We start from the raw sequence: 8,385 nt of genomic DNA on the forward strand, positions 1-8,385 counted from the left end.
CTGCTAAAACAACATCTATCAGGGCTTCTCCAGCATTGTCCAGAATTATGTATACATTTTTTGGGATCTCGATGTGCTCCTCTAATGCCGGTTTCTCCCATATGGCTTCAACCAAATCCCTACTCTCATAACCAAGAACTGAGGTGTCAATTATGTTCGCAGCTGCCGATATCCTCAAAGCTTCTTTTAGATTCCAGCTTTTATGAGCAAGACACCTCCTGATATTGTATGCAACAGGCTCTGTTGCTTTATTAAGCTCTTTCTTCCTCTCTTTATATGGATCTGCTGAGTTTAACAACACCTTTATGTAGTCAAAGGACTCAGAAAATGCCTCTGTTCTGCTTTTTCCCATAACATCCGCTAGAAACCTGAGAAGCTGTGGTACTTTCTCCGAGCAACCAAGATCTATTAAATCCTTGGTCCTTGAATGAACTAGACAGAGCTTGCAGAGTTTATCAAGCCACAATCCTGTTAACAACCTCCGCAATTTTTTCCAGATCCTCAAGCTCTATCTCGCCCATGACCCCTATCCTTATCGTTCTATCTCTCAGCTCTCCCATACCTCCTGCTATGACATAGCCATTAGCCCTCAGCACATTTATTATCTCACGTGCTTTGTCCGCATAAAATGCTGTGACAGTGTAGCTTCTGAGAGATTGCCTGGGAACTGGCCTAAGTTTCAGCTTTCTGTAGAGGAGTTCCGCTCTCTCCTTGTGGATCTCATGGTATCTCTTCAGCCCCATGTCTAGTATGTAATCTAGAGCTGCGTTCAACCCATATATTACATTTACAGGCGGTGTATATGGTGTTTCAAACTTTTGTATGCTATTTAGGAATTTCCTCAGATCCATTGAAGGAGGAATGTTTGACACTGCTCTCGGCTCCTTAGCCAAGAAGAGGATCGCTGCTCCAGGTGGCGATATAAACGCTTTCTGAGATGCTGTTGCTATCACATCCCCTTCCACGAGTTCAGCTGGAAATGCAGAGACGCTATCAACCAGCAGAACTGCTCCCATAGAGCTTGCTATATCCTGATATCTCTCAACAAATCTGTTTGTAGTGCCAGTGCTCGTCTCATTATGCACTACAGCTATCGCCTTTACATCTCTCACCTTGCCAGCAAAATCCTCAAGCACGTCGGGTGGAGGCGCATCCCCATGCTTCCATGTCAGCTCATGCACCACACAGCCCCTTGACCTCATTGACTCGGCAAGCCTTTTTCCAAACTCGCCTGTAACTACAGCTATCGCCCTCTCACCGGGGTTGAGGTAGTTGTAGATCATCACGTCAACCGCGAAGGTTCCAGTACCAGGTGCTATCACCGGAGTCTTACCTATTTTGGCCAGTTTTTCCGCCACATTTTTAAAGATCTCCCTAAACTCCTCTGTTCTATGAAATTGCGGCCGCTTAGCTGCTGCACTTAGGACAAATTCCGGAACCTGAACAGGACCGGGTGTTAGGTACTTTAGAGCCATTTTATCGCCTCCATTATGTTTTGAAGAAGCTCATCTGCTATTCTATCCATTGCTTCAGCGGTTTCAGCGCCAATATGAGGCGTCACAATGACCTTCGGATGCCCTATGAGCTTCCTGTAAATCTCATCTTTTGGAGGTTCCTGCTCCAAGACATCAAGAGCAACTCCACCAAGCCTATCCAAGTGATTTAGAAGCGCTTTTGTGTCTATTACTTCCCCTCTACTTGTATTTACAATAACAGCGTTATCTGGGATCATGGACAACGTCCTCTCATTCAACATATGATATGTTAGAGGCGTTAGCTGCACATGAACTGTCACTGCATCGCTTCCCTTTAGCAGATTCTCCAGGCTTGTCTGCACAGCTCCTATTCTCCTAGCATCTTCAGATACATCCCTGATATCATGAAACAGTACGTTCATGCCCAATGCCCTTGCATATTCAGCTACTTTGCTCCCTATCCTTCCAAATCCTATCACACCAAGCTTTTTTCCATACAACTCTCTTCCGGTAAACCTGCCCTTCGGCCACTCCATCCTCTTCACCGCATCAACAAGCGCATAGATATTCCTGAAGACGGAGATGAGAAGGCCTATTGCAAGCTCAGCAACGCTTATACATGAGGCATTTGGCGCATTTACAACTGCTATCCCCTTTTTCAACGCAAGATCTACGTCTACGTTGTCAAGACCTATGCCATATCTCGCAAGTACTACTAGATCTGAGCCTGCCTCTATGATCTCCTTATCTATCCTCAACCGCCCTCTAAAAACGAGGATATTACAACCTTTTATTGCCCTTATAAGCCCTTCTCTGGATATGCCCGGCCTGTAATCAACTTCAAATCCTCTTTCTCTTAAGAGATGTACAAACTTTTCGGCAACCTTATCAGTTATAAGTACATTGTACCTTCCGACAACTAGGCATCACCTAGGCGCAGAGCAATTGAACAACAGAATTTAAAGTTTTCTTCCTTAGTTGTATATATATGCTATCTTACTGATGGCTATTTCCTTCTTGTAGACCCATGGATTTTGCATAATATCCTTACTTTATAATCAACACCGGGAACCTGATGGAAAAACCTGCACTTGAGATCTGGAAGGAAAGCCCTATTTTCAAGGCCTTGAGGAACAGAAGCAACTTAAAGGGCTACTGTGCATCGTGCAGGTACAGGGAGACATGCGGAGGCTGCCGTGCAAGAGCTCTTGCATATACCGGAGATCTATTTGTGTCTGACCTGTGTGTCCCCTTATATTCATAAAAGCAGATGCATGCTCATAAATTTCCTCACTTTTTTATCTCTAAAATCTCTTTTGTATTATTTATATTTTCGAATATCAAAGATCAGTTTCTGGCTTTCTCAACTTCAGTACTCTCAATGAAGCTTTTTATAACTGCAACAATCCCGGGAAAAGACTCCTCCAGCACTTCTTTACTCGCCTTCTCTATGAGATCCCTTTCAGTCTGATTCCTTCTCCTGAGCCATTCTTTAATTGCCTCTTTCGATGGCTCTACATTCTCCCCATAACATTTCTCTATTAGCTTTGCGACATTCTCCTCTATATTCTTCTTAAAACCGCTCACTGCAATATAGATGTCAGCAACTCTTCCGCCTCTTTTAACCTTTAATAGGTATGCAAACTCGCCAAGCTTCCTGAGACTCTGAAGCTCAAATCCGTGTTCACCTGCAAAACTCTTCAAGCGACTCTCATCCATATGCTCTCGATCAATGACTATTATATACTTAAAAGAAGAGCTCACGAGCTCTGCGAGCTTTGCTATGGATTTAAAAGCAGCGGAAAGGCCGGTTTCATGTGAAAGGAGAGGGCTTGAAAGGGAAATTTTATCGTTGAATTTTGAGGAAATAGCACCAAATATTCTCTCATCTCTCTGTCCATTGCCGAAAATTACATACCCCTTAACCCTTGTTCTGGAGGATTCAACGAGCTTCAAGCTGCAACTCCTCCACGACCCTCCTGATATCCACCTTGGATTCAAGCAGATCCTCGATTTCGTCCAGAGTAAATTGTCTGCATCCGAGATTTCCCTCATTATCCCTTCTTAAGGCAAATATCTTGCAGTTAGATGGATAGATAAAGAGGAGTGTTCTTAGGAAGTCGAGGCTCTGAGTTGTGATGAATAGCTGGATGTTGTTGCTATCAGCAACCTTTAGAACAAAGTTTAGAAGCTTCTCCAAGCCGGCGGGATGCTGATGAACCTCTGGATCCTCTATTAACGCAGCTGTATTGCTGACAGTTGAAAGAACAGAAGCTATCACTAGGGACACTCTGGCGCCATCGCCCAAATCATCGATACGTACAGCCTTATCCGAAAAGCCGACCATCAGTGCATATTCGTTTGGACTGACTGGAACATATGTTATAGAGTCGGCATCGGGCTCATACCCCTCTTTTATAAGTGATATGAGGTTCTTATCCAAACGCTTACCGTATATTTTGGGCCAGATATTTCTCTCAATAAGTTCTATATTTGAATAAATCATACTATCTACTAGAGTCACTCCTCTCAAGTAACCTATTTCCTCCCTAAACTCATTGTAGATCCCTTCCATTCCTAAAGTAACCGCTGTTTCAGCAAGCAGATATCCTTCAGGAGTTACGTATTTATCGTTACTCCTGAGGAAGATCCACCGTTGCTCAAGCAAAGGACGAACCTGATATGGTATTTTGAATTCCATTATTTTATTTGATTTAAAATTCAATGAAATGTTTATATCTTCATCTGTATTCATTCCATACCACAAGAAGCTCTTTGAGATCTCCCAGTTCCCTCTCTGAGTCCTCCTTCGAGCTACTACATCAAACTTTGTGAAATTTCTTACCTGATCTCTATACTCTGCCCAGGCTGATGCCAGATAAATAGCTTCCAGCACTGTGGATTTTCCTGCCCCATTTGCCCCTATCAACACGTTGATGTTAGTTAATCCGTCTATTCTCCCGCTCTTGATTCCTCTGAAATTGCTAATCGAGATGGAGGATATCACGCATCTCCCTTGACGAATAGAGGATGATGAATAAAAAGCTTCGCTTCCTAAAATGATTTACAGTTTAAAATTACCTTTATTCAACAGCGACATACTTCAGCATCGGTGTTGTTTCTAATAGCTGGAAACAAGGCAGCAAAGGGGATAAATCCTCTGAGGACAACAGTTAAAATTAGTAAACGTTATGTAGTATAATACCTAATAAAAGTTATGTTCTACCATTATTATACATTACAGTTAACCAAAGCATACTATCCCACTTTTCAGCTTTTCTGCCACCGTGATCAGCTCGATTAGAACTTTTGCATGGGATCTTATTATTATATCATCGCCTGTCTCAGCTATATGCCTGAGAGCTTCCTTCAGCAGATTGTAAATCCTCTCATTGTACTCTAACTCAGTATCAATAGCAGCACCACAGAACATTCTCAGAGCCAGAAGATCTCCCGGTTCGGTCTTTTTAGATTCCAGATATTCTTCCACCCTCCTCCTGAGCTCGGAGCAGCTCTCATAGCTTGCGCTGTGGATCCAGCGTCCAAACTTCTCTCTGGCCTCTTTATAGGAACTGAGACCCCCATGTTCCTCGCACCATTCCTCCACAGCTTTAACAGTCCACACAACTGTCATAAATCCTCCTATACTTACCTGACCTTTAAATTTAATTTAGACATAATAACGAGCTTAAGCTTGGGGCATGGTGACAAAATTTTTAATCTCACTCTAAACTCTAAGGGAGCTATGAACGCAAGAAATGAGGAGGAAATATCCCTTTATCTAAGATCTATGACATCTGCACTTCTCACAGGTTTTATTCTGGCTATTATAGAGATTTTTCTATCTCCTTGGAGATACTTCCCAGAAAATTCATTTTATATTGATTTATATATTTTTAGATACAATTTACATTTATACGATATATTCTTCACACACCCTCTTTATCTACTAGGCTCCTTCTGGGTATACCTGAGGAGCGGAAAACTGATGAAGAACCTAGGAAAGGGAATATCCAACGTAATGCTCTCAATGGTGACGGAGGAGGTTTTCTTCTTCTCCCTTAGGGGAAGGCTCCCATGCCCCTCGGATCCAACTGCAATGATAATGGGGTGCATTTCGCTGGATCACTCTTGCATACCGATATGGTGGATTCCATGCATTATTCCGACCTTCTACATTCTGATAAGATTTTTAAGAGATATTAGACTAAAATTTTACTGAAATAACTTTTAATGCGTGTGACTCACGCGCATGCTACGCGCGAAATAAGCTCTTCATGACTGAAAACTGAGAAGGACAAAAGGAACTAGTAGCTCTGGCTGAATCCCATGCAATTGAGGAGCTGGGATGAAGCTGAGAAAGATTTCCCCTTAAGCCTCTTACTGCTAGATGCCATATGTTCCTATCATCAGGAACCTCGAAAATTAGGTGAATTTTTAAATATCTAGCGTGGAGAGACCTTTATGGATCTCGCAGTCCATGTAGAGGATCTCGTAAAAATTTATGATGGAAAAGTGAAAGCTCTAGATGGTGTAAGTTTATCCGTTGAACCCGGGAAATCATTCGCGCTCTTAGGGCCTAATGGTGCTGGAAAAACAACGTTTATGCGCATTCTGACTACGCAGATAAGACCTACATCTGGGAGGGCCTCCGTATTCGGCTTCGACGTTGTTCATGAGGGTGATAAGGTGAGGAGGCTCATAAGCTATGTTCCTCAGGAGATGAGCGTATGGACGGATATAAGTGGTTATGAGAACCTCTTGATCTATTCCAAAATTTTTGGCGTGCCAAAAGACAAGAGGGAGAGGATAATAGATGAGGTTCTGGAGCAGATGGGCCTTACAGATGTCAAGAATGATTTAGTTCGGACTTATTCGGGCGGAATGATTAGGAGACTGGAGATAGCGTGTGCCATGCTCATAAAGCCTAGAATAATGTTCTTAGATGAGCCAACGATAGGACTGGATCCTGGAGCAAGGAAATCGGTCTGGGAGAGACTAAATGTATTCAAGAGAGAGTATGGTGTCACGATATTCTTCAACACACATTACATGGACGAGGCTGACCTATATTCTGATGAGATAGCCATAATAAATCGGGGAAAGATAGTGGCAAGGGGCACAGCTGAGGAGTTAAAACGCTCTTTAGGAGGAGAGATGATAATACTAGAACTCAAAAGAACTGATATTAAACAGGAGATAATTCAAGAACTTCGGAATACGGATTTCGTGCTGAATGTCTTCAAGGAAGGTAGGGGGTTAAGCATACTGGTCAAGGATGCCGAACGCGCACTCCCCCCGCTGATAGACTTAATGAAGAATTGGAATATTTCCACGGAAAGGATCTCCATAAGTAAGCCTACTCTTGACGATGTATTCCTGAAGTATGCTGGAGAGAGGCTAGAGGGAAAGGAAAGAATAGGGGAGATCATGCATATGCGTCGCATGATAAAGGGGGGATAATAATGATGGAATCTCTTAGAAATATGTTGGTCATGATTGAGCTTGAAGTGAGGAGATTATGGCATGACAGGACTGAAATGTACACTAGGGCGATTCAACCAATCCTCTGGTTAGCTATCTATGGTCCGGTAATGGGAAGGATTAGGGGAATACCAACAGGCAATGTGCCTTATACAGATTTCATAACTCCTGGTGTCATAATCCAATCAACTACATTCGTAAGCATATTCTACGGGTTTACAATTGTCTGGGAGAGGGACTCAGGGATCCTGAAGAAACTGCTCGTCACGCCTGCCTCAAGATATTCCATAGTTATAGGCCGCTCCATGTCTTCTGGTGTTAGAGCGCTCTTTCAGCTATTGATAATCCTGCCGGTAGCTCTTGTAATTGGTGTGCGATTTATTCCAAACCCTGCATACTTCATGCTGGCTTTCATAATAGTCTTCCTGTCCTCAGGCGGTTTTGCCGCGATATCGATATTAATAGCCTCATTCATGAAGACCAGAGAGAGGTTTATGGGGATAGGCCAAGCTATAGTTATGCCCCTATTTTTTGCGAGCAATGCATTGTATCCGATCCAGATAATGCCTCCAATATTGAGGGAGTTTTCATCAATTAACCCATTAAGTTATGTCGTAGATGCTGTCAGAGGCCTTATTATCACCGGAGAGATCTCTAACCTCCCATTAGACATAGTCGCAATAACGATATTCGATGTCATAATGTTTATAGCGGCATCTGTAAGCTTCAGGAGGATCATAGAGTGAGGAGCTGGTGAGCTTAAGCTAATCCAAGGACTTTCATTACTCTATGTCCATACGAAAGCTCAATAAACTCGGTATTCTATAATTCAGGCCTAGAGAGCTCTTCTAGAAAGATACGAAGCTCAAGATCCTTTAAGGCATGATTCTCTCTTCCTATAGACAAATACATTCTTCAACATCTTGAGCATTCTTGCAAACATATTACACTTTATCTTAAATAGATGCAGGAGCTCTACCTCCCCTTGCTTTAGCCACCGTATTTGTTTATTTCACTTGACTATTAAGAAACTCGGTGTGCATTAATCGCCGGCTTCGATACAAGTCTGCTATTCTCTTGATCCGGCCTCTCCTGAGCATAAATACCTGAAGGGTCGACCTTCAACTTTAACATAGCAAGTTTCTGATTATTTTTCTAATTCCAAGGATTCTTGCAGTCCTTCTTGCTGTTAATCTCGCTGCTTTTATTAGATTTATTGATGGAATTGCCTCTCTGAGCTTACACTCACATTCTCTCCACTTATATCCCCTAACTATTGCAACAGGTATTCCCTCTGAGGATTGTTTGAAAAGAAGAGCTGCAGCTGAACATAGCTCATGCACTATCATGTCAACCCCTCCGTATTTAGGCTTTCCATACAGATCAGGTGAGCCAAATCCTCTGTCCACAGGATCAATGCCATAAG

11 protein-coding genes are annotated in these 8,385 nt (G+C 42.7%); 4 read left to right on the forward strand and 7 right to left on the reverse strand.

The features are described 5' to 3' along the window. The 3 genes from D6D85_RS06865 to D6D85_RS06875 all read right to left on the reverse strand — a co-directional run. A partial coding sequence (locus D6D85_RS06865) for an ARMT1-like domain-containing protein (RefSeq protein ID WP_125671332.1) occupies nt 1–478 on the reverse strand: 478 nt, incomplete at its 3' end. Then, nucleotides 456–1,475, reverse strand: coding sequence for a pyridoxal-phosphate-dependent aminotransferase family protein (locus D6D85_RS06870; RefSeq protein ID WP_125671333.1), 1,020 nt, complete (start codon nt 1,473–1,475; stop codon nt 456–458). The genes D6D85_RS06865 and D6D85_RS06870, both read right to left, overlap by 23 nt. Next, nucleotides 1,466–2,371 (reverse strand): D-2-hydroxyacid dehydrogenase, encoded by a 906-nt coding sequence (locus tag D6D85_RS06875; protein WP_125671334.1) that lies wholly within the window; start codon nt 2,369–2,371, stop codon nt 1,466–1,468. The genes D6D85_RS06870 and D6D85_RS06875 overlap by 10 nt, the downstream gene beginning before the upstream one ends. A gap of 179 nt (nt 2,372–2,550) precedes the next feature. On the opposite strand from D6D85_RS06875, the gene D6D85_RS06880 reads away from it, so the two are divergent. Next, a complete protein-coding gene (locus tag D6D85_RS06880) occupies nt 2,551–2,739 on the forward strand; it encodes an SPASM domain-containing protein (protein WP_125671335.1) in 189 nt (62 codons plus the stop codon). An 83-nt stretch (nt 2,740–2,822) separates the two neighbouring features. On the opposite strand, the gene D6D85_RS06885 is transcribed toward D6D85_RS06880, so the two are convergent. From D6D85_RS06885 to D6D85_RS06895, 3 genes are all read right to left on the reverse strand, one after another. After that, nucleotides 2,823–3,431, reverse strand: coding sequence for a hypothetical protein (locus tag D6D85_RS06885; RefSeq protein ID WP_125671336.1), 609 nt, complete (start codon nt 3,429–3,431; stop codon nt 2,823–2,825). Beyond that, on the reverse strand, nt 3,418–4,482 hold the full coding sequence (locus D6D85_RS06890) for an AAA family ATPase (RefSeq protein WP_125671337.1): 1,065 nt from the start codon (nt 4,480–4,482) through the stop codon (nt 3,418–3,420). Before D6D85_RS06890 ends, D6D85_RS06885 begins: the two co-directional genes overlap by 14 nt. 237 nt (nt 4,483–4,719) lie before the next feature. Then, nucleotides 4,720–5,109 carry a hypothetical protein gene (locus D6D85_RS06895; protein ID WP_125671338.1) on the reverse strand — a complete coding sequence of 130 codons (390 nt, stop codon included), beginning with the start codon at nt 5,107–5,109 and terminating at the stop codon, nt 4,720–4,722. A gap of 111 nt (nt 5,110–5,220) precedes the next feature. On the opposite strand from D6D85_RS06895, the gene D6D85_RS06900 reads away from it, so the two are divergent. From D6D85_RS06900 to D6D85_RS06910, 3 genes are all read left to right on the forward strand, one after another. Then, nucleotides 5,221–5,697, forward strand: a complete 477-nt coding sequence (locus D6D85_RS06900) for a hypothetical protein (protein WP_125671339.1) — start codon at nt 5,221–5,223, stop codon at nt 5,695–5,697. A gap of 242 nt (nt 5,698–5,939) precedes the next feature. Next, the gene (locus tag D6D85_RS06905) at nt 5,940–6,938 is read left to right on the forward strand and encodes an ATP-binding cassette domain-containing protein (protein WP_125671340.1); all 999 of its coding nucleotides are present in this window, start codon (nt 5,940–5,942) and stop codon (nt 6,936–6,938) included. Nucleotides 6,939–6,940: 2 nt separating this feature from the next. Continuing rightward, nucleotides 6,941–7,705: an ABC transporter permease gene (locus tag D6D85_RS06910; RefSeq protein ID WP_237558782.1), complete on the forward strand. Its 765-nt coding sequence runs from the start codon at nt 6,941–6,943 to the stop codon at nt 7,703–7,705. A gap of 381 nt (nt 7,706–8,086) precedes the next feature. On the opposite strand, the gene D6D85_RS06915 is transcribed toward D6D85_RS06910, so the two are convergent. Further along, nucleotides 8,087–8,385, reverse strand: a 299-nt coding sequence (locus D6D85_RS06915) for a coenzyme F420-0:L-glutamate ligase (protein WP_202617269.1), incomplete at its 5' end; no start/stop codon positions are given.

Origin of the sequence: Candidatus Methanodesulfokora washburnensis (assembly GCF_003947435.1) — an archaeon.
In the GTDB taxonomy this organism is placed as follows: Archaea; Korarchaeota; Korarchaeia; order Korarchaeales; family Korarchaeaceae; genus Methanodesulfokora; species Methanodesulfokora washburnensis.